At 66.1% G+C, this 20,633-nt stretch carries 19 protein-coding genes and 1 tRNA gene; 4 read left to right on the forward strand and 16 right to left on the reverse strand.

Annotation, left to right across the window (positions count from 1 at the left end; genetic code table 11):
- Positions 1–71: 71 nt before the first annotated feature.
- On the reverse strand, positions 72–1,523 hold the full coding sequence (locus tag CH42_RS12805; RefSeq protein WP_193392089.1) for an NCS2 family permease: 1,452 nt from the start codon (positions 1,521–1,523) through the stop codon (positions 72–74).
- A 134-nt stretch (positions 1,524–1,657) separates the two neighbouring features.
- Positions 1,658–2,029 carry an FKBP-type peptidyl-prolyl cis-trans isomerase gene (locus CH42_RS12810; protein WP_053353497.1) on the reverse strand — a complete coding sequence of 124 codons (372 nt, stop codon included), beginning with the start codon at positions 2,027–2,029 and terminating at the stop codon, positions 1,658–1,660.
- A gap of 189 nt (positions 2,030–2,218) precedes the next feature.
- On the opposite strand from CH42_RS12810, the gene CH42_RS12815 reads away from it, so the two are divergent.
- A complete protein-coding gene (locus CH42_RS12815) occupies positions 2,219–3,085 on the forward strand; it encodes a fumarylacetoacetate hydrolase family protein (RefSeq protein WP_053353498.1) in 867 nt (288 codons plus the stop codon).
- A gap of 132 nt (positions 3,086–3,217) precedes the next feature.
- On the opposite strand, the gene CH42_RS12820 is transcribed toward CH42_RS12815, so the two are convergent.
- Complete coding sequence (locus tag CH42_RS12820) at positions 3,218–4,729, reverse strand: aspartate ammonia-lyase (RefSeq protein WP_053353499.1); 1,512 nt, start codon at positions 4,727–4,729, stop codon at positions 3,218–3,220.
- Positions 4,730–4,933: 204 nt separating this feature from the next.
- On the opposite strand from CH42_RS12820, the gene CH42_RS12825 reads away from it, so the two are divergent.
- Positions 4,934–6,085, forward strand: coding sequence for a glycerate kinase (locus CH42_RS12825; protein ID WP_053353500.1), 1,152 nt, complete (start codon positions 4,934–4,936; stop codon positions 6,083–6,085).
- A gap of 45 nt (positions 6,086–6,130) precedes the next feature.
- On the opposite strand, the gene CH42_RS12830 is transcribed toward CH42_RS12825, so the two are convergent.
- From CH42_RS12830 to CH42_RS12850, 6 genes are all read right to left on the reverse strand, one after another.
- Positions 6,131–7,618 carry an MFS transporter gene (locus CH42_RS12830; protein ID WP_075205364.1) on the reverse strand — a complete coding sequence of 496 codons (1,488 nt, stop codon included), beginning with the start codon at positions 7,616–7,618 and terminating at the stop codon, positions 6,131–6,133.
- Between the two features lie 119 nt (positions 7,619–7,737).
- A complete protein-coding gene (locus tag CH42_RS12835) occupies positions 7,738–8,610 on the reverse strand; it encodes a M48 family metalloprotease (protein ID WP_053353502.1) in 873 nt (290 codons plus the stop codon).
- A gap of 12 nt (positions 8,611–8,622) precedes the next feature.
- Positions 8,623–9,192, reverse strand: a complete 570-nt coding sequence (locus tag CH42_RS12840; RefSeq protein WP_053353503.1) for a LemA family protein — start codon at positions 9,190–9,192, stop codon at positions 8,623–8,625.
- Between the two features lie 51 nt (positions 9,193–9,243).
- Positions 9,244–9,390, reverse strand: a complete 147-nt coding sequence (locus CH42_RS16390) for a hypothetical protein (protein ID WP_156322552.1) — start codon at positions 9,388–9,390, stop codon at positions 9,244–9,246.
- A 174-nt stretch (positions 9,391–9,564) separates the two neighbouring features.
- A tRNA-Leu gene (locus CH42_RS12845) sits at positions 9,565–9,641 on the reverse strand.
- A 129-nt stretch (positions 9,642–9,770) separates the two neighbouring features.
- Entirely contained in the window at positions 9,771–11,621 is a 1,851-nt protein-coding gene (locus CH42_RS12850) for a phosphoenolpyruvate carboxykinase (GTP) (protein WP_053353504.1), read from the reverse strand.
- Positions 11,622–11,749: 128 nt separating this feature from the next.
- On the opposite strand from CH42_RS12850, the gene CH42_RS12855 reads away from it, so the two are divergent.
- A complete protein-coding gene (locus CH42_RS12855) occupies positions 11,750–13,231 on the forward strand; it encodes a helix-turn-helix domain-containing protein (protein ID WP_053353505.1) in 1,482 nt (493 codons plus the stop codon).
- A gap of 209 nt (positions 13,232–13,440) precedes the next feature.
- Here CH42_RS12855 and CH42_RS12860 read toward each other — a convergent pair whose 3' ends face one another.
- The 7 genes from CH42_RS12860 to CH42_RS12890 form a co-directional block, all read right to left on the reverse strand.
- Complete coding sequence (locus tag CH42_RS12860) at positions 13,441–14,772, reverse strand: NAD(P)/FAD-dependent oxidoreductase (RefSeq protein WP_053353506.1); 1,332 nt, start codon at positions 14,770–14,772, stop codon at positions 13,441–13,443.
- 125 nt (positions 14,773–14,897) lie between these two features.
- Positions 14,898–15,380: a DUF501 domain-containing protein gene (locus CH42_RS12865; RefSeq protein WP_053353507.1), complete on the reverse strand. Its 483-nt coding sequence runs from the start codon at positions 15,378–15,380 to the stop codon at positions 14,898–14,900.
- Complete coding sequence (locus tag CH42_RS12870) at positions 15,377–15,916, reverse strand: FtsB family cell division protein (protein ID WP_053353508.1); 540 nt, start codon at positions 15,914–15,916, stop codon at positions 15,377–15,379. The genes CH42_RS12865 and CH42_RS12870 overlap by 4 nt, the downstream gene beginning before the upstream one ends.
- A 58-nt stretch (positions 15,917–15,974) precedes the next feature.
- Positions 15,975–17,252: a phosphopyruvate hydratase gene (gene eno / locus CH42_RS12875; protein ID WP_053353509.1), complete on the reverse strand. Its 1,278-nt coding sequence runs from the start codon at positions 17,250–17,252 to the stop codon at positions 15,975–15,977.
- A 92-nt stretch (positions 17,253–17,344) separates the two neighbouring features.
- On the reverse strand, positions 17,345–17,779 hold the full coding sequence (locus CH42_RS12880; protein ID WP_053353510.1) for a VOC family protein: 435 nt from the start codon (positions 17,777–17,779) through the stop codon (positions 17,345–17,347).
- 117 nt (positions 17,780–17,896) lie between these two features.
- On the reverse strand, positions 17,897–19,207 hold the full coding sequence (gene hisS / locus CH42_RS12885; RefSeq protein ID WP_053353511.1) for a histidine--tRNA ligase: 1,311 nt from the start codon (positions 19,205–19,207) through the stop codon (positions 17,897–17,899).
- A gap of 68 nt (positions 19,208–19,275) precedes the next feature.
- Positions 19,276–19,989 (reverse strand): MazG nucleotide pyrophosphohydrolase domain-containing protein, encoded by a 714-nt coding sequence (locus CH42_RS12890; RefSeq protein WP_053353512.1) that lies wholly within the window; start codon positions 19,987–19,989, stop codon positions 19,276–19,278.
- A 104-nt stretch (positions 19,990–20,093) separates the two neighbouring features.
- Here CH42_RS12890 and CH42_RS12895 point away from each other — a divergent pair, with 104 nt between their 5' ends.
- Positions 20,094–20,576 (forward strand): hypothetical protein, encoded by a 483-nt coding sequence (locus CH42_RS12895; RefSeq protein WP_053353513.1) that lies wholly within the window; start codon positions 20,094–20,096, stop codon positions 20,574–20,576.
- Positions 20,577–20,633 lie beyond the last annotated feature (57 nt).

Raw genomic sequence — 20,633 nt, forward strand, 5'->3', positions numbered from 1 at the left:
GCACCGCCCCGAAACGCGAAGTGGGGTGCCGGATCGCTGATCCGGCACCCCACTTCGCGTTTGTCGGGCGGTTACACGCCCAGTGCGGCCTCGATCGGCCCGCGTGCGAAGAACAGCACGAAGCCGATCGCAACGACCCAGAGCAGCCAGTGGATACGCTTGACGTGCCCGGAGAGCGCGTGCACGAGCACCCAGGCAACGAAGCCCGCCCCGATACCGTTGGCGATCGAGTAGGTCATCGGCATGACGGCAACGGTGAGGAACACGGGCAGCAGCACGCGGAAGTCGGTCAGGTCGATGTGCTTGATCTGCGCCATCATCAGCGCCCCCACGATCACGAGCGCGGCCGCTGCAACCTCGGTCGGCACGATGTTGGTGAGCGGGGTGAAGAACATTGCGAGCAGGAACATGAGACCGGTCACGATGTTCGCGAACCCGGTGCGCGCGCCCTCGCCGATGCCGGCACCAGACTCGATGAAGACGGTGTTCGACGACGACGACGTCAGGCCGCCGGCGATCGCGCCGACGCCCTCGACGACGAGCGCTGACTTGAGGCGCGGAAAATTGCCCTTCTCGTCAGCGAGCCCCGCCTCACGCGACAGCCCGGTCATCGTGCCCATGGCGTCGAAGAAATTGGTGAACAGCAGGGTGAAGACGAGCATGACGATCGTGACCGCGCCGACCCGGCTCAGGTCGAAGCTCACCGCACCAACGAGGCTCAGGTCGGGCAGGCTGAACGGTGCTCCGCTGAGTGCCGGCACGGTGAGGCCCCAGCCACCGGGATTGTCAATGCCGGCACCGAGGTGCCAGATCGCCTCGACCACGACCGAGATGACGGTGCCGGCGACGAGGCCGATGAGTAGGCCGCCCTTGACGCGTGCGGCGACGAGTACGCCCGTGAGAATGAGCGTGATCACGAAGATGAGCGTCGGTACCGTCACGACCGAACCGCCGATACCGAGGCCCACCGGCGGAGACGCGCTGCCCGTCGAGGTCACGAACCCGGAATTCACGAACCCGATGAACGCGATGAACAGGCCGATGCCCACGGTGATCGCAAGCTTCAGCTCGACGGGAACCGCGTCGAAGATCATGCGGCGCAGGCCGGTCGCCGCGAGCAGCACGATGAGCACACCATTGATGACGACGAGAGCCATCGCCTCGGGCCAGGTGACCTGACCCACGACCGAGAACGCGAGGAACGCGTTGATGCCGAGACCCGCCGCGAACCCGAACGGCAGACGCGAGACGAGGCCGAACAGAATGGTCATGACACCTGCAGTGAGTGCGGTGACGGCACTGACCGCGGGGAATGACAGCGTGTCTCCATTGACGTCGGCGCCGCTCGTCAGAATGATCGGGTTCAAGATGACGATGTATGCCATCGTCACGAAGGTCACGAGACCGCCGCGGACCTCGGTTCCCAACGTCGACCCGCGCTCCGAGATCTTGAAGTACCGGTCGACACCACCCCAAGCGCCCGAGGGCTGTCGCTCGTTCGTCACCTGCTGCGGGTCCGCCACGGGCCGCTCCAATCCGTCTTGCTGAGTGTCCACTGAACAAGAAGACGGTACCACCGCCCACAGACGACTGAGGCCGCCCGCGGGTGCGGACGGCCTCAGCATTCACCGCACGAGGCGGCGGGTTCGGGTCAGATTCAGCTGACGCCGAGCAGATCAATGACGAAGATGAGCGTCTTGCCCGAAAGGGGATGACCACCCGAGGTGCCGTAGGCCTGCGCTGCAGGCACGATGAGCTTGCGGCGACCGCCGACCTTCATGCCGGGAATGCCGACCTGCCATCCCTGGATGAGTGCACGCAGCGGGAAGTTGATCGATTCGCCGCGGTTCCACGACGAGTCGAACTCTTCGCCGGAGTCGTACTCGACACCGAGGTAGTGCACGTCGACCGTCGAGCTGGCGAGCGCTTCCTCGCCGGAACCCTCCACGATGTCTACGATCTGCAGCTCAGCGGGCGCGGGGCCCTCCGGGAATTCGATCTCCGGCTTCGTCTTCGGTGATTCAGTCATGAGTTCATTCTGCTGGATCTCCGAGCGATTCGGGCTCCGAGTTCGCCCAGAGGGAAACTGTGTCGCGAGCGCGAGGGTCAGAGAAGCGCGCCTCGTGCGCCCGCGAAGCCAGCGCAGCGCCCTACAAAGCGCAGGGCTTGAGACTGCACCGTACCTACAACCACCTTCGGCATCAGATACCCTGAGTGCGTGAGATTCGCACACCTGATCCTTGATCCGCACTCCGCCCCCGTTCTCGTCGCCATCGACGCAGATCGCTACGTCGCGCTGCGTGACCTCGGGGAGGCGTTCGGCACCCTGCAGCAGCTCATCGAGGCCGGCGATGCCGCCCTGGAGCGCGTCCGCGCCGCCGCCGCATCGCTCCCGGCCGATGCGTGGAAGCCCGTCGCAGACGCGGAGCACGCCCCGGCTGTCATCGGCGCACCGATCGTGCTCGCAGTGGGTCTCAACTATGACGAGCACGCGAGCGAGCTCAGCCTCGACAACGACTCGGGCCCGGTGCTCTTCTCGCTCTTCCCGAACTCCCTCGGAGCGCACGGCGGCCAGGTGCCGCTCGATGCCGAGGTCAGTGAAGAGGTCGACTACGAGGGCGAGCTCGGGGTCATCATCGGCAAGCCGGCAAAGAACGTCACGGCCGAAGAGGCGCTCGATTACGTCTTCGGTTACACCGCGATCAACGATGTGACGGCCCGCAACATCCAGTTCCAGGAGCCGCAGTGGTCGCGCTGCAAGTCGTTCGATGGCTTCACCCCGATCGGCCCGGTCGTTGTCACCGCCGACCAGATCCCCGATCCTCAGGCACTGGCGCTGACTACCGACGTGAACGGTCTGCGGGTGCAAGACTCGACGACCGGCTTCATGATCCGCACGGTCGCGCAGCTCATCGCCTCGATTTCGCAGCAGGCAACGCTGCTTCCCGGCACCGTCATCTCGACGGGCTCCCCCGGTGGCGCCGGCCGATCGCGCAAGCCGCCGCTGTACCTGCGCCCGGGCACCGAGGTCACCGTGACCATCGAGGGCATCGGCGCACTCACCTCGCACTGCGTCGAGGCGTAGCCGCCTCGGCTCCCCGTGACACCCATTCATGATGCGGGTGGCTCGGGCGCAGTGAGACGGGCGCAGCAGCAACGCGAATGGGCGGGGAGAATCAGCTGATCCTCCCCGCCCATTCGCGTCTGAGCTCCCGCCCTACTTCGCGGGCTTCTTCGTGACCTCGGGCCCCTCGCCGTCCTCGAGCTTCTGCGGTGCGGCAATCGCGTTCTCCGCGATGATGTCGATCACGTCGGTCTCGGGTGCGAGGCCCGCGAGCTTCGACGGCTGCAGAATGTCGTCGAGCTGCGCCTGGTCGAGCAGGCCGCGCGAGGTGACGAGCTCGGAGACCTTTGCATTGGTGGCGAGCGCCTCCTTCGCCAGCTTCGCTGCCTCCGCATAGCCGATGACGGGCGCCAGCGCGGTGATCACGGTGACCGAGCGGGAGACCATGTCTTCCAGGCGGTCTTCGTTCGCGGTGATGCCATCGACACAGTTGACGCGCAGCGTCTGACACGCGCGCTCAAGCCACGTGATCGATTGGAAGAGCGAGTGCGCGATGACCGGCTCGAACGCGTTCAGCTGGAGCTGCCCGGCCTCGACCGCCATCGATACGGTGACGTCAGCGCCGGCGACTGAGTACGCCACCTGCGTGACGGCCTCAGGGATGACGGGGTTCACCTTACCGGGCATGATCGACGAGCCTGCCTGGCGGGCGGGCAGGTTGATCTCGCCGAAGCCGGCCTGCGGGCCCGATGAGAGCAGACGCAAATCGTTCGAGATCTTCGAGAGCTTCAGCGCGCTGCGCTTGAGCGCACCAGAGAAGGTCACGAAGACACCGGTGTCGCTGGTGGACTCGACCAGGTCGCCCGCGGTCTCGAGCGGCAGCTCGGTGATGTCGCGGAGGTGCTTGATGACGGCTTCTTTGTACCCGCGCGGCGCGTTGATGCCCGTGCCGATCGCGGTGGCGCCCATATTGACTTCGCGCAGCAGCGAGACGGCCTCGCGCAGTCGCTCGATGTCCTCGCGCAGCGTCACGGCGAACGCGTTGAATTCCTGGCCCAGCGTCATGGGAACAGCGTCTTGCAGCTGCGTGCGACCGACCTTGATGATGTGGGAGAACTCGCGGCCCTTCGCGGCGAACGACTCGGCGAGCAGCCCAAGCTCATCGAGCAGGCTGCCGAGCGAGAACGCGAGCGCGATCTTGATCGCGGTGGGGTACGTGTCGTTCGTCGACTGGCTGTGGTTCGTGTGGTCGTTCGGGTTAATGAACGCGTAGTCGCCCTTTGCGTGCCCCGCGAGCTCGAGCGCGCGGTTCGTGATGACCTCGTTCGCGTTCATGTTCGTCGAGGTGCCGGCACCGCCCTGAATCACGCCGACCACGAACTGGTCATGCAGCATGCCCGTCTTGATCTCTTCGCAGGCGCGATCGATCAGGGTAGCGCGCTGCTCATCAAGTGCGCCGATCTCGAGGTTCGCTCGAGCGGCTGCCTGCTTCACGCAGGCGAACGCCCGAATGAAGTCGGGGTACACCGACACCGGGCGACGCGCGATCGGGAAGTTCTCGTGCGCCCGAGCAGTGTGCACCCCCCAATAGGCGGAGGCGGGGATCTCGACGCTGCCGAGAGAGTCCGTTTCAGTGCGGGTCTGTGCGGACAAGAAATCACTCACCGTGAATCATGGCTCCATACTCGTGGAAAAGCGGCGACTGCCGCCGGGACGGGACTCAGCCTACCGTTCCCGCGCGCACGCGGGCAGCGGTTCACCCTGCGGCCGCATTATTGACGGAAACCGGCATCTGCGTACGTTCCTCGCCAGTGAAGATTCGGCGTGATGCACTGCTCCCAGACGCGGCTGATTCGATAGCGTGGAGACATGCGTATCGTCATCGCACCGGACAAGTTCAAGGGCTCGCTCGACGCCGGCGGAGTGGGTGCAGCGATCGCCGACGGAATGCGGTCGTGCCTTCCAGACGCAGACATCACCGTGGTTCCGATGGCAGACGGTGGCGAAGGAACGCTTGAAGCCGCAATCGCCAGCGGTTTCATGGAGCATTCCCTCATGGTGACCGGCCCGCTCGGGGCGCCGCTCAACGCCTCATTCGCTGTGCAGGATCACTTCGCGGTCATTGAGCTTGCTCGCGCTTCCGGGCTTGAACTCCTTCCGCCCGCGCACCGAAACGCACTCGCGGCGACGTCTCGCGGCACCGGAGAACTCATCGTCGCCGCGCTTGATGCCGGGGCCACGACCATTGTGCTTGCCATCGGTGGAAGCGCATCCACAGACGGCGGAGCCGGCATGCTCGCCGCCCTGGGCGCACGATTCTTCGACGAAGCCGACCACGAGCTTCCCGACGGGGGTGCCGCATTGGCACAGCTGCACCGCGTTGATTTTTCCCTTCTCGATCCGCGGATCACGACGACCCGATTCCTCCTCGCCAGCGACGTCGACAATCCGTTGCTCGGGCCGAGGGGCGCTGCGGCCGTGTTCGGGCCCCAGAAAGGGGCCAGCCGTACCGATATCGTGCTGCTCGAATTGGCACTCACGCGATTCGCGGCCCACGTTGTCAAGGAGTCGGCATTGGGCGGTGCCGCGTTCGATGCCACGACCTCCGCCGGTGCCGGTGCCGCTGGAGGCGTCGGATTCGCTGCACTCCACGTGCTCGGAGCGACCCAGCGACCGGGCGTCGACATGGTCGCGGAGTTCACTCGGCTTCGCGCTCACTTGGCGGGGGCCGATCTCGTCATCACTGGCGAAGGTTCGTTCGATCGGCAGAGCATCGGCGGCAAAACCCCGGTCGGCGTTGAGCGTGCGGCGCGGTCCCTGCAGATTCCGACGATTGCCGTCTGCGGAACCACGACACTCCCCGAATCCGACTGGCGTGCTGCGGGATTCGTGGGGTGCTACGCCGTGATGGATCTGGCTCCGAACCGCGCAGAGAGCATGCAGCACGCGGATCGGTATCTCAGAGAGATCGGGAGCGACATCGCAGGTCGGCTGCGCGACGAATCCCAGTCTCGCTCGTAACCCCGCCCTGCCCGACTCAACATCGCTGGTCTGGACTGCTGAGCCTCACGCGGACGGATGATGCCGATCATCGTCGCGATCGTCCGGCTTCGTGCCGGACGTCGACTGCTCGAGCTCAGTCACAATTTCGCTGACGCCGATCGCACCCGTCGCCGAGCTGCTCGACCCCTCCTGCGGCACCGACTCCCCCGCACCGATAATCGGTGCGGGCCTGGCCTCGCGACGTAGCACGGAGATCGGCGCCGTCAGCGTCTCGACCTGCGCGCTCGGATCGTCGTCGAGGCCCGGGCGGCCTGCGTGCGTGACCCGCACGTGCGTGCCATCGCGGTGGAACCGCAGGTTGCGCTCCGAGAACAACCACGCCAGGCCGATCCCGAACGCCAGCAGGCCCGCGGCAGCACTGATGAAGAGAGTAGACCGGGGCCCGAGGGCGTCGGCCGCGGCGCCGACCAGCGGTGCACCAATGGGGGTGCCGCCCATGAGAATCGCCATGTATAGAGCAAGCACTCGCCCGCGCACCGCCGGTGCGGCCGTCGTCTGCACGAACCCGTTTGCGGTGGTGAGCATGGTCGAGATCGCGAGCCCGAAGAACACGAGCGTCGCCGCGAACGTCCAGAAATTCGGCATCACGGCCGCGATGACACTCACGATGCCGATGCCACCCACCGCGATGATCACCACTCGCATGCGCGCTGCCGGCCTGCGTGCAGAGAGCAGCGCGCCCGCCAGCGAGCCGATCGCGAGCACCGACGAGAGCAATCCGTAGTCGCTCGCACCCCGACCGAACTCGATCGCCATTGTCGACGAGATCACCGGAAAGTTCATGCTGAACGCGCCGACGAGAAAGACCATCGCGAAGATCACCAGCAGGTCGTGGCGGCCGCGCACGTAGCGGAACCCGGCAGAGAGCTGACGCCACTGCGACTCACGGCGCCCCGTCTGCGGCGGCTTGACCCGGCGGGTGCGAATCGCCGCGAGTGCGCCGAGCACGGCCAGGAATGAGACCGCGTTGATCATGAAGACCCAGCCCGAACCGATTGCGGCGATCAGCACACCCGCGACCGCGGGGCCGATCAGTCGTGCCGAGTTGAACGACGCCGAATTGAGCGCGACCGCGTTCGATGTCTGCTCAAGACCGACCAGGTCGGAGACGAAGGCCTGGCGCGACGTCGTGTCGAACGCGTTGACCACTCCGAGCGCGAGGGCGAAACCGTACAGATGCCACAGCTCGGCCTGGCCGGTGATCAGAAGGAGCCCGAGTCCCGCAGCGAGCAGCATCAGGAGCGACTGCGTCACCATGAGCACGCGTCGACGGTCGAAGCGATCCGCCACTGCCCCACTGAACGGTACGAGTAACAGCTGCGGGCCGAACTGCAGCGCCATCGTCGTGCCGACGGCCGCCGCATTCGTATCGGTGAGCTCGGTCAGCACCACCCAGCTCTGCGTCGTGGCCTGCATCCAGGCGCCGATGTTCGATACCAGCGCTCCGAAGAACCAGATGCGGTAATCGCGAACGGAGAGCGAGCGGAACATGGTTGACACGGTACGAGCGACCTCCTCGGCTACCCTTCTACCTTACGCCCGCCCGACCGCTCGATCCCATGACCGTGTCGACGAGCGATTGCCGCACTCGGCGAGCGTGAACGAGCGACCTAGAACTTGCCGCCCATGTCGAGCAGGCGACGGATGCGATCGGGAATCGGCGGGTGGGTGGCGAAGAGGCGCTGCACCATGCCCGGCTTCAGTGGGTCGGCGATCCACAGGTGCGCCATGCTCGACTGCTGGCGCTGCAGCGGCTGCCCGTAGGTCGAGAGCTTGTGTAGCGCGCTGGCGAGTGCCTCGGGGTGACGCGTCGTCATCGCACCGGTGGCGTCGGCCAGGTACTCGCGCTGCCTCGAGACCGCGAGCTGCACGACGGTCGCGACGAGCGGCGCCACCAGCATCGCGACCAATCCGAAGATCAGTACGACCGGATTGCCGTTGTTGTTATTGCGACCGAAGAACGCCATGCGCACGAGCACATCGGCGATCATGCCGACGGCGACCACGAGGCCGTACACGATCATCGACACGCGAATGTCGTAGTTCCGCACGTGACCGAGCTCGTGCGCCATGACGCCCTCAAGCTCGGGATCGGTCATGAGATCGAGCAACCCGGTCGTCGCCGCCACCATGGCGTGTTCGGGGTCGCGCCCCGTGGCGAAGGCGTTCGGAGCCGGGTCGTTCACGATGTAAACCTCGGGCATCGGGCTTCCCGTGGTGATCGACAGGTTTTCGACGATGCGGTAAAGCCGCGGGTGGTCGGCCTCGGTGATGCGCTGCGCGCCGCTCATCGAGATGGCCTGGCGCCCCGCCATGAAGTACTGAAACAGCGCGTACCCGATCGACACGACGACGACCGCGATCACAATTCCCGGCGAACGATAAATGGTCGCCGCCAGGTAGCCGAGCCCCCCGACGATGCCGAGAAACAGCAGAATGATCAGGAAGCTGTTGACCTTATTGCGGCGTATTGCCCGGTACACGGCCCGCCCCGATTAGAACTGGATGCGCGGCGGCTCCGAGATCGAAGCAATGTCTTCGACCTCGAAGAACACGCGCTCCGTGAAGCCCATGCCGCGGGCGAACAGGGTGTTCGGAAACACCTGAATCTTCGTGTTGTACTCGCGCACGCCACCGTTGTAGAAGCGGCGCGACGCCTGGATCTTATTCTCGGTGTCGACGAGTTCGCTCTGCAGCTGCAGGAAGTTCTGGCTGGCCTGCAGCTGCGGGTACGCCTCGGCCACTGCAAAGATGCTCTTCAGTGCCTGCTGCATGTGATTCTCAGCAGCCGATGCCTCAGCAGGGCCCTGCGCCGAGATGGTCTCCGCACGCGCCTTGGTCACGTCGTCGAACACGCTCTTCTCATGCGCGGCGTACCCCTTGACGGTCTCGACGATCGCCGGGATCAGGTCGGCGCGACGCTTCAGCTGCACCGTGATGTCGCTCCACGCCTCATCGACGCGCACGCGCAGCGTCACGAGCGAGTTGTACGTCGCCCAGACGTACCCGATGAGCACTACAAGCACGCCGACCACGACGAGCGTGGCAATCAATCCACCAGACATGGTTGGCATCTTACCGGTGGCGGCATTGAATCTGCTGGGACCGGATGATGCTTACGGCGTCGCAGTCCGCGACCTCGCCAGCGCTCGTTCGCGCTGCGCTCGCTCACGGCGCAGACGGGCAGCCCGAACGCGCATCAGCACCGCAAAAACGACGGCGACGAGGATCGCGGCGACGAACACGAACTTGGCGAAGAGCACGCGGTCAGCCTAGTCGACTCGACGTCCGGCTCAGTCACGCGACTCTGGCGGGCGGCGACTGCCGCGCAGCCATTGAACGAGCACGATCATTCCGAGCAGCAGCAGACCGAGCCCGAGAACCATGCGGCCACGCTAACAGACCGGCACGAGGCATGCGCGCCGAATGAGAACTCATGGTCCCCCCACAGGGATTCGAACCCTGACTGTGCCGATTTTAAGTCGGCTGCCTCTGCCAGTTGGGCTATAGGGGGCTCGTCCGATTCTCGCAGATTCTGCGAGGTCGAACGATCCGGCGCGAGCGCCGGGTACGAGTAAGCCCCGCCATTGGGCAGAACGGCGGGGCCTACGGTCTCGGGGCGCCGGGCGAGCCGGCGCGAATGCTACGCGTCGCCGAGGCGGGCGCGGAGCTCGGTCAGCTGAGCGGAGAGCGCGGCCGGAACCCGGTCACCGAACTGGCCGAAGAACTCCTCAGTCAGGTCGGCTTCGGCGAGCCACGACGCGGGGTCGATCGCGAACAGCTCGTCGAGATCGCTCTGCGGCACCTCGATGCCGTCGAGGTTGAGCTCACCGGCTGCCGGAATCGTGCCGACCGCGGTCTCGCGACCCTCGACCGACCCCTCGACGCTGCGAATAATCCAGTCGATCACGCGCGAGTTCTCGCCGAATCCGGGCCACAGGAAGCGACCGTCGGCACCCTTGCGGAACCAGTTGACCTGGAAGATCTTCGGTGCGTTCTCGCCGAGCTCTTCACCCATCTCGAGCCAGTGGCCCCAGTAGTCGGCCATGTTGTAGCCGCAGAACGGCAGCATGGCGAAGGGGTCGCGACGCAGCTCGCCGACGGTGCCCTCCTGTGCCGCGGTCTTCTCGGACGAGATGGTCGCTCCGACGAACACGCCGTGCTCCCACGACAGCGACTTGGCTACGAGCGGCACGTTGGTCGCACGACGACCGCCGAAGAGGATCGCGTCGAGCGGCACGCCGTTCTGCTCGTACCAATCCTGCGCGAGCGTCGGGGTCTGCTGAATCGGCACGGTGAAGCGCGAGTTGGGGTGCGCGGCGACGCGACCCGACTCGGGCGTCCACGACTCCCCCTGCCAGTCGGTGAGGTGCGCGGGCACCTCATCGGTCTTGCCCTCCCACCACACGTCGCCATCGTCGGTCAGCGCCACGTTCGTGAAGATCGTGTTGCCCCAGAGCGTTTCGACCGCGACGGGGTTCGTCGACTCGCCGGTGCCCGGTGCGACGCCGAAGAAACCGGCCTCGGGGTTGATCGCGTAGAGACGCCCATCGGTGCCGGGTCGCAGCCAGGCGATGTCGTCGCCGATGGTCTCGACCTTCCAGCCCGGAACCGTGGGCTGCAGCATCGCGAGGTTCGTCTTGCCGCATGCAGACGGGAATGCCGCCGACAGGTGGTACGCCTTGCCGCTCTCGGTGTTGGTCAGCTTGAGCAGCAGCATGTGCTCGGCGAGCCAGCCCTCGTTGCGGCCCATGACGCTCGCGATGCGCAGCGCGAAGCACTTCTTCGACAGCAGCGCGTTGCCGCCGTAGCCCGAACCGTACGACCAGACCTCGAGGGTCTCCGGGAAGTGCGTGATGTACTTGGTGTCGTTGCAGGGCCAGGCCACGTCTTCCTGACCGAATTCGAGGGGCGCACCCACCGAGTGCACGGTGCGTACCCACTCGCCACCGGGAAGAATGCCGTCCAGCGCATCCTGCCCCATGCGCGTCATGATGCGCAGGTTGAGCACGGCGTAGGGCGAGTCAGTGATCTCAATGCCGAGCTGCGTGATCGCGCCGCCGACGGGACCCATCGAGAACGGTGCGACGTACATGGTGCGTCCGCGCATCGAGCCGGCGAAAAGCGGCATGAGTTCGCGCTTCATCGCGTCGGGGGCGACCCAATTGTTGGTCGGGCCGGCGTCGGCCTCATCGACCGAGCAGATGAACGTGCGATCCTCGACGCGCGCAACGTCGGAGGGGTTCGAGCGAGCCAGGAAGCTCCCCGGGCGCAGGTTCTTGTTGAGCGGGATCAACGTGCCCGCTTCGACCATCTCGCCGGTGATGCGATTCCACTCGTCTTGCGAACCGTCGCACCAGACCACATACTCCGGCTGCGTCAGCTCGGCGACCTCGGTCACCCACTGCAGCACTTCTTCGTTGGTCGTCGTCGCGCCGCTGCGAACGAGATCGGCAACCGTGTTCTCGGTATCGATGGTCTGGGTCAGTGCCATGACGTGCTCCTCGGAATGTGACGCCGCCGGGCGAAGAACCGGCGACATGTCCATTCTGAGTGGGCCGTTCACCACCGATTCACCCTTTCACGCAGAAATTTTCGCCATTTTTGACATATAGTCAAGGAATGACCCCTGAAGTGCCCTCAACCACCTCTGGATTCGACGAGTCCGAACTCGACCGTCTCATCCTCGGGAAACGCATTCGTCACTTCCGCACCCGCGCAGGCCTCACGCTCGAACAGCTCGGCGAGCGGGTCGGTGTGGTCGCCAGTCAACTGTCGCTGATCGAGAATGGTCGCCGCGAGCCCCGCCTCGGGCTGCTGCAGAGCGTCTCCCGAGAGCTCGGCATCGATGCGGCCGAACTGCTCAAGCGCGAGGCTCCGGATCGCCGCAGCACCCTCGAGGTCGAACTCGAGCGCGCGCAATCGACGCCGACCTACTCACGGCTCGGACTCCCCCACGTGCGCACCCCGCGCACGTTGCCGGACGACACGCTCGAAGCCCTCGTGGGCCTGCACCGAGAGTTGGCCCGGCGATCCCGCGCCGCCGCAACGACCTCGGAAGAGGCACGACGCGCGAACACCGCGATCCGCATGCAGATGCAAGCACGCGACAACTACATTCACGACATCGAGCTCGTCGCCGCCGACCTCATGCGCCGCATCGGCCACACGCTCGGTGCTGTCACACACCGCGAGGTCGCGATGCTCGCCGAAATGCTCGGATTCACCCTGATCTTCGTCGATGACCTCCCGTCGAATACCCGCAGCATCACCGACCTCGAGCACGGGCGCATCTACCTGCCTCCGGCGTCGATCCCGGGCGGCCACGGCCTACGCTCGCTCGCCCTCCAAGCCATGGCGCACCGTGTGCTCGGCCACTCCGAACCGTCGAGCTACGCGGAGTTTCTGCAGCAGCGGCTGCAGATCAACTACTTCGCGGCGGCGTGCCTCATACCCGAGGCTCGTGCTGTCGAGTTCTTGCAAGCCGCAAAACGCAACCGCAATCTCGCCATCGAAGATTTCCGCGACGCCTTCGGTGTCACTCACGAAGCCGCCTCGCACCGGTTCACCAATCTCGCCACCCAGCATCTCGACCTTCGCGCCCACCACTACCGGGCCGACGGCGCGGGTGCCATCGTGCGGGGATATCAGAACGACGGTCTCCCCTACCCCGCGGATGACTCCGGGTCGATCGAGGGTGAAGTGCTCTGCCATAAATGGGGCGGCCGCACCGCGTTCAACCGGCGCAACCGCACCAGCGAGTTCTACCAGTACACGGACACCCCCTCGGGCACCTTCTGGTCGAGCGTGCAGACCGGCGATGCCGAACTCGGCCCGTTCGCGATCGCCTGTGGCGTCGCCTTCGACGATGCGAAGTGGTTCCGAGGTCGCGACACCACCGAGCGGCAGGTATCGACCTGCCCCGACCCCGCCTGCTGCCGCACGCCGGCGGACGGTCTGCTCACCAAGTGGCAGGGCAAGGCCTGGCCGAGCGCGCGCATGCACGCCCACGTGCTGTCACCGCTGCCGACCGGCACGTTCCCCGGCGTCGATGACACCGAGATGTACGAGTTTCTAGCGAAGCACTCGCCCGAAGCGTCCTAACGCCGCTGCAGCGCCTTCCGCCATCGCCGCTCGAATCGGTGTCACTTTGTGTAGTTGTGAGCGCCGATGTGCGCCCGCACACCGCAATTATTGACACCGATTCGCGATGGGGAGAGAAGCTCGCTGCAGCGCGGCGGCGCGCAGCGCAGAAACGGGAGTGGCCCCGCAGCGGATGCTGCGGGGCCACTCCCGTTTCGAACGGATTCGCGTTACGCCTTGGGGCGCGACGCGAACTCCTCGAAGATGTCGCGGGGCTGCTGCACCGCTTCGATGTTGACGACGTCGCGACCCAGGAAGAAGTGGGAGACCCAGCCGCCGAACACGCGCCACTTGCGCTCCCACGAGGGGATCGCGAGGCCGTGGTAGAAGCGGTGCGCGAGCCAGGCGAAGTAGCCCTTCATCGCGAACTTGCCCGACTGGAACACACCGGTGTTCACGCCGAGACCGGCAACCGCGCCGGCGTTCTTGTGGTTGTACTCGGCAACGCCTTCACCACGCAGGTCGGCGACGATGTTCTTCGCGAGCAGCTTGCCCTGACGCACCGCGTGCTGCGCGTTGGGCACGCAGAAGCCGCCGGGGCCGGGGGTCGACGAGATGTCGGGGGTCTGCGAGGTGTCTCCGGCAGTCCACGCACCGACGAGAGCCTCGCCCTCTTCGGTGGTGATGCGGAGCGACGGGCTGCCGATGACGTGCCCACGAGGGCCGATCGGCAGGTCGGTGCCGCGCAGGAACGGACGGGGCATGACGCCGGCGGTCCAGACGATCAGGTCGGACTCGTACTTCTCGCCGGTCGACAGCTCGATGTTGCCGTCGAGCGCCGACGAGAGCTGCGTGTCGAGGTGGATCTGCACGCCGCGGCGCGTCTGGTCCTTGACGACCCAGTCTGCCGTCTCCTGCGACACCTCGGGCATGATGCGGCCCATCGCCTCAACGAGATGGAAGACCGTCTCGTCGAACGAGATCTCGGGGTAGCGACGCAGCAGCGAGGTCGCGAACGAGCGGAGCTCAGAGATTGTCTCGATACCGGCGAAGCCGCCACCGACTACCGTGACGGTGAGCAGGCGTGCGCGCTCGGCCGAGTCCTTGGGCAGCGACGCAGCGCGCTCGAAGTTGCCGACCAGGCGATCGCGCACGGCGACGGCCTCTTCGATGGTCTTCATGCCGATCGCGTTGTCGGCGATGCCGGCGATCGGGAAGGTGCGCGAGACCGAGCCGGTCGTGATGACGATGTGATCGTACGAGAAGTCGTACGCCTCGCCCACGTTCGGCGTGATCGTCACAGACTTCGTCGCGTGCGAGATGCCGGTCACCTTGCCCGCGATGTTCGCGGTCTTGCTCAGGTGACGGCGGCGCGCGACCACCGCGTGGCGGGGCTCGATCGAACCGGATGCGACCTCGGGGAGGAAGGGCAGGTACGCCATGTAGGGCAGCGGATCGACGATCGTGACCTCAGCCTCACCGGCGCGGAGCAGCTTCTCGAGCTTCCATGCGGTGTAGAAGCCGGCGTAGCCACCACCAACGATCAGAATCTTCTTCGCCACGTAGCGATCTCCTTGCAGCAATCAGTGTCGGACCCGCAATGCGGGCACAGAAAAATCGGGCGCAACACGCCCGTGGAACAAGCTTATCGCCTTTTCACAGGTCCGCGTGACGAGAACTGAGGCGTTCAGCCGTTCCAGTCGCTTCGTGCGAGCGCCAAATCGCCGATCGGGTTGACGCCCGGGCCGGCGGCCAGCGCGTGACCGATGAGCGCATGCAGGCACTTGACGCGTGTGGGCATGCCACCGGCGCTCACCCCGGCGACCTCAGGTACCTCGCCCACGCTGTCGCGATCGGCGATGAACTGCTCGTGCGCGCGCTGGTACTGCGCGCGCATCTCTGCGTCTTCTGCCAGCAGGTCGTTGAACTCATTCATGACGCCCGCAGCTTCGAGGCGCGATGCCGCAGCAACCGCATCGGGGTGGCAGAGGTAGTAGAACGTCGGGAACGGAGACCCGTCAGGGAGTCGCGGCGCGGTTGCCACGACTGCCGGGCTTCCGTCTGCGGCACGGGCTGCGATTCCGATCACGCCGCGCGCTTCGCGCCCGAGCTGCTCGCTCACCGCCGCGATGTCGGCATCAGTGGGGGCGGTATAGGGCGGGCGGGTCATTGCGGGTTCTCCTCGGAGGATGTCGCCGGGTCGACAGCGTCGGTACCCGAAGCGGGGTCAGTGGTCTGGGTGGGTGCGGTGCCCTCGTCGGTCGATGTCGCGGCATCGACCGGAGGCGCATCCGTGGTGCCGGCGCTCAAAAACGACGCGGTCAGCGTGCGGGCCCAGTTCGTTGGGATGCGCGAGAGTTCGGCTTCCGTCTCTTCATCGGATTCGACCGGCATCACGATGTCGTCGATGACGTTGAGCTGGGTCTCCCCCGGCATGACGTAGAACAAGCGATCGCGCGCCATGGCGCGCACATAGACCGGATCTTTCCACTTCGCTCGCTCGGCATCGATCGCATCGACCGCTTCCTGGCTCTGCCGCACGCTTTCGCGCAGTTCAGAGATCTCTCGGCGCTGCTGCACGAACGTCGACAGGCTTGGGCTGACGATGACAGCACCTGCGAGCACGAGCACGACGACGACCACGGTGAATGCGCTGAACCGCAGGCTTGCAGCCCACGTTCCGATGTCATCGATCCAGCGTTTCATCGTGGTCGTCGTCTCGTACGTGCGGGGTGTTCGTCAGTGAGACCGGGTGATTCCGGGCTCAGACCTCGAAGCGCGGGAACGCGCCGCGGCCGGCGTACTGCGCGGCGGCACCCAGCTCTTCTTCGATGCGGAGGAGCTGGTTGTACTTCGCGACGCGGTCGGAACGTGCCGGTGCGCCGGTCTTGATCTGGCCGCAGTCGGTCGCGACCGCGAGGTCGGCGATCGTCACGTCTTCGGTCTCGCCCGAACGGTGCGACATCACGGCCGTATAGCCCGAGCGCTGGGCGAGCTGCACCGCGTCGAGGGTCTCAGTCAGTGTGCCGATCTGGTTGACCTTGATGAGGATCGAGTTCGCTGCACCCTGTTCGATGCCCTGCGCCAGACGCTCGGGGTTGGTGACGAACAGGTCGTCGCCGACGAGCTGCACGCGTGCGCCGATTTCGTCGGTGAGGTGCTTCCAGCCCTCCCAGTCGCTCTCGTCGAGGGGATCTTCGATCGAGACGAGCGGGTAGCGGTCGAGCAGATCGGCGTAGTAGGCGCTCATCTCGGCAGCGGTGCGCTGCTGGCCTTCGAACGTGTAGACGCCGTTCTCGAAGAACTCCGACGATGCCACGTCGAGCGCCACGGCCACGTCGCGGCCCGGCTCGTAGCCGGCGCGGGTGATCGCCTCGACGATCAGGTCGAGTGCCTCGGCATTGGTGGGCAGATCGGGAGCGAAGCCGCCCTCGTCGCCCAGGCCGGTCGACAGACCCTTCTCGTTGAGCAGCGCCTTCAGCGAGTGGTAGACCTCGACGCCCCAGCGGAGGCCTTCGGAGAAGGTCTCCGCACCGAGGGGCACCGCCATGAACTCCTGAATGTCGACGCCGGTGTCGGCGTGCGCGCCACCGTTGATGATGTTCATGAGCGGCACAGGGAGCGTGCGCGCGTTCGGGCCGCCGAGGTAGCGGTAAAGAGGCAGTTCAGCCGCTGCGGCAGCTGCGTGGGCGACGGCGAGGCTGACGCCGAGGATCGCATTGGCGCCGATGCGCTCCTTGTTCTGGGTGCCGTCGACCTCCTTGAGCGTCTCGTCGATGATGCGCTGGTCGTCGGCCGAGAGGCCCTCGATCGCCGGCGCGAGCTCGTCGAAGACGGCGTCGACGGCGCGGGTCACGCCCTTGCCGAGGTAGCGGTCTTCGCCATCGCGCAGCTCGTACGCTTCGAACGCTCCGGTGGAGGCTCCCGACGGAACCGCTGCGCGGCCCACCGAATCGTCGGTCAGGCCGACCTCGACCTCAACGGTCGGGTTGCCTCGCGAATCGAGAATCTCTCGGGCGATCACTGCGTCGATAAAAGCCACTATGCGCTCCTTGAAGGGGTGTCCGGTGCCGGGTGAAAGCAAAGGGGTGCGACGGGCGAACCCGCCGCACTCCAGTCTAGGGCACCGTCGACTCAGCCCTCGGGCTGTTCGAACGCTTCCGGCCCCTGCTCAGCGGCCACCGGGTCCATGTACAGGAATCCGAGCGAGTTGCCGTCAGGGTCGTCGAGATCGCGGGAGTACATGAAGCCGAGATCCTGTGCCGGGCGCGGCTCGCTGCCCCCGGCTGCGAGCCCTTTTGCGAGCGCATCGTCCACTGCTTCGCGCGAGTCGCGGCTGAACGCGAGCGACACCTGCGCGGACTCGTGCGCGTTGATGATCGGCTTGTCCGTGAACGTGCCGAAGTACTCGCGCGTGAGCACCATGAAGAAGATGCTCTCGTCCCACACGACGCAGGCGGCGTTCTCATCGGTGAAGTTCGGGTTGATCTCGCAGCCGAGCGCCGTGTAGAAGGCTTTCGACCGTTCCAGGTTGTCGGTGGCGAAATTGACGAAGATCTGCGTGCTCATGGCATCCTCCAGGTTCGGCCCGCCCCGTCGGCGCGGCGCACTGGTAAGCGTGGCACCGCGCCGCCGTCGCGTCAATGCGCGAACGGCGTTGCGCGGGCCACCTGCAGCACGGCGTCGTCAGTCTGCGAGTGAGCGGAACTCCAGCGCGTCGGCATCGGCAACCCCGGCGCGAACGTTCGCGATGCTCGAGAACCCCTCCTCGGCCACGCGAGCGAGCAGGGGCTTCATGTTCTTCTGCCGCTTCTCGAGTCGCACACGGTGACCGCGCGACACCAGTTCACGCTTGAGCGCCAGGAGGTCGGCGAGTTCGACGTCGACGTCGACGATGAGCGCAACCGACTCTGGCCCGGTGGTCTCGGGCAGTTCGATGAGGTCGACGACGCGCTCAAACCCGATCGAGAAGCCGACCGCGGGCACGTCTTGCCCCAGGAAGCGCCCGACCATGCCGTCGTACCGGCCGCCGCCGCCCACCGAGCTGCCGGAGCCGGGGTGCGCGACCTCGAAGATGGTGCCGGTGTAATACCCCATGCCCCGCACGAGGGTCGGGTCGAACTGCACGCTGACCCCCTCGGGCAGGCTTCCGGCGAGTGCGTCGCCCAGAGCGGCAAGGTTGTCGACGCCCGCCTCGGCGGCGCCCTCGGGCAGCACCGCGGCAATCGCTTCACGGGTGAGGGCGATCCCGGCTCCGGATCCGTCGGCCCCGAGCAGCGGTTCGACCGCGGCGAGCACCGCGCCGATGCGCTCGGCCCCGGCTGCGTCGATCTCGCGGAGCTCTGCGACGACGCCCGAGGCGCCGATCTTGTCGAGCTTGTCGATCGTGATGAGTGCGCGATCGTGGGTTTCGGCGGGGAATCCGCAGTACTCGAGCAGGCCGAACAGGATGCGTCGATCGTTCACGCGAATCACGCAGCCGGCGAGCCCGAGCGCGGCAAGCGCCTGCGAGGTCGCCGTGATGAGCTCGATCTCGGCGAGCAGCCCGGCCTCGCCGATGATGTCGATATCTGCCTGCACGAACTGGCGGTAGCGACCCTTCTGCGGTCGCTCAGCGCGCCAGACAGGTGCGATCTGGATGGAGCGGAACACGGGCGGCAACTCTGCCCGATGTGAGGCGTAGAAGCGCGTCAACGGCACCGTCAGGTCGAATCGGAGTCCCAGATCGGCCAGCTGCTCGGCGTCGCCCGCCTCGGCGGCCGCGGCCAACGACTCGGGGCGGATCCCGCGCTTCAGAATGGAAAAGCTGAGCTTCTCGTTGTCGCCGCCGAGCCCGGCGTGCAGACGTGCGTAGTCTTCGACCACCGGGGTCTCGATCTCATCGAAACCGTGTGAGCGATACACGCTCTTGATGATCCCGAGCGCGTGCTCACGACGCGCCTTGTCAGCGGGAAGGAAGTCGCGCATGCCGCGCGGCGGGTTCACGGGTTGGGCCATGGTTCACCATTCTTCCACGGCACCGAACGCACCACGCACCGCGCGGCGCCGGATCGCCCGGAGCCGCGTCACCCCTCGTCGTGCAGCACGCGCGCGGTCAGACGCTCCACCGCGAGTCGCAGTGCGCGATCGGGATCGACCCCGGCACGGTTCGCCTGCATGATCATGGCGAGCATGGAGTCACCGATGCCGAACTCTGCGAGGCGCTGCTCGTCGGGCCCGATGACCGCCGCGAGCGGGTCTTCGGGCGAGCTGTCGCCCGCACCCGGATCCACCAGCCCGGCACGCTTCAGGCGCTCCACGACCTTCGCGGCACGGGCGAGTGTGGGCATTCCGGCCGGAATCCCCTCGAGGGGACCGCGAGACCCGCGCTCCTCCCCCGCCGCATCCTCTTTCAAGCGCTCCCACTCCGCGTGGAGCTCCTCAACGCTCATGTACCCGCGGTCGCCGAACACGTGCGGGTGACGCGACACGAGCTTGTCGTTCAGCGTGCGCGCCACACCGTCGATGTCATACCCCTCGCCGTCGCGCTCAGCGATCGCCGCGTGGAACAGCACTTGGTAGAGCACGTCGCCGAGCTCCGACTGCATCTCGTCGGCGGGCAGTTCTCGCTCGATCGCATCGATGAGCTCAGCGGTCTCTTCGACCAAGAACTGTGTCAGCGATTCGTGCGTCTGCACCTCGTGCCAGGCGCAGCCTCCGGGAGCCACGAGCCGACGGATCGTGGCCAGCAATGCATCGAAGGGATTCGGACGTCCGGCTGCAGCAGCTTCGCTCGTCATAATCTGACACCCTATCTGGCGCGCAAAGCCTGTGTGATTGCTGTTAGCCTAGTCGCGCCCCGGGGAATCACGTTGGGGCACCGACGAACAAGGGGAATCCACACATGGAAAAGAAGTCTGTCTTCAAGCTCGCCGGCGTGCTGGGCGCTGCCGCACTCACGCTCAGCCTCGCGGCGTGCTCGGGCGGCCAGAGCGTTGCAGAGGCCTGCCAGGTCGCGAACAGCACCGTGAACGACGCGACGGGTGACCTGCAGAGCATCATGAGCGACGTCACCTCGGGCGGAGACCTCTCGACGGCGTTCGAGCCCATCAGCGCAGCACTCGATGAGGCCAAGTCGAAGGTCACGAACGAGGAAGTGTCGACGGCCCTCGCCGACGTCACCGCGCAGTTCAATGCGATGAGCGACACCCTCTCGGGCTTCGAGATCCCGGACACGAGCAACATCGATCCGACCGACCCGGAGCAGATGGCCGAGCTCGAGAAGTTCCAGGAGGAGTCGGCAGAGATCTCGACGAAGCTGCAGGAGCAGTCGACGGCACTGACCGAGTCGGGCAAGAAGCTGCAGGAAGTCTGCAGCGCCGGCTGAGTTAGGCATGGTGCTGGTCGGGCCCCGATTCCCAACGACGGAATCGGGGCCCGACCT

Origin of the sequence: Leucobacter musarum subsp. musarum (genome assembly GCF_001273845.1) — a bacterium.
GTDB lineage: Bacteria > Actinomycetota > Actinomycetes > Actinomycetales > Microbacteriaceae > Leucobacter > Leucobacter musarum.